This window comes from Candidatus Pelagibacter communis (assembly GCF_001179945.1).
Lineage (GTDB): Bacteria > Pseudomonadota > Alphaproteobacteria > Pelagibacterales > Pelagibacteraceae > Pelagilacustribacter > Pelagilacustribacter ubique_A.
Genome location: NZ_CVSG01000086.1, coordinates 1 through 579 on the forward strand (window position 1 = coordinate 1; position 579 = coordinate 579).

1 protein-coding gene and 1 pseudogene are annotated in these 579 nt (G+C 25.9%); both read left to right on the forward strand.

Features of this window, described 5'->3' with window-relative positions; translation table 11 throughout:
- A partial coding sequence (locus AMN78_RS03795; protein WP_075534254.1) for a hypothetical protein occupies nucleotides 1–410 on the forward strand: 410 nt, incomplete at its 5' end.
- An 8-nt stretch (nucleotides 411–418) separates the two neighbouring features.
- Nucleotides 419–579 (forward strand): annotated as a pseudogene (locus AMN78_RS04300) (transcriptional repressor); the annotation flags it as partial.

The window sequence follows — 579 nt, forward strand, 5'->3', positions numbered from 1 at the left end:
GATTAGTTTCAGAGGCTATAATAAAAGTAAATATGATCAATAATTTTTTAATTATTAAGAGCATTGGAAGTAATGATAAATTAGGTTTGAGAATAAATAAAGAATTTTTTATTCACGATTTTGAAATAAATCAAAATGAGCAACTGGTTTTAAAAATAAAGAAATTTCTCGAATTCCATAATGTTAAACTAAGTGAAAATTTTAGTATAATAGTTAATCAGGGTCCAGGCAGCTTTTCTGGAATAAGAGTATCTTTGGCTATTGCAAAAGGACTGAAAATTTCAAAAAAAATCCAATTATTTGGATATAAAGACACTGATTTAAAGGAATTTGATCAAGAAAATATAGAGAATTTGTTAAAAAAAAATTTAATTGAAAAAAAATTGATAAAACCTATTTATTTAAGTTAAATTAACTTATGAGTATAATAGAGGAAAAGTGTAAGCAAAAAGGTGTGAGGTTAACAGACCAAAGAAAAGTTATTGCTAAAATTCTTTCTGAGTCTAAAGAAATTTATGGATCAAAGGATCATCCCGATGTTGACGAGCTTCACAAAAGGGTAACAGCAATTGACGATAA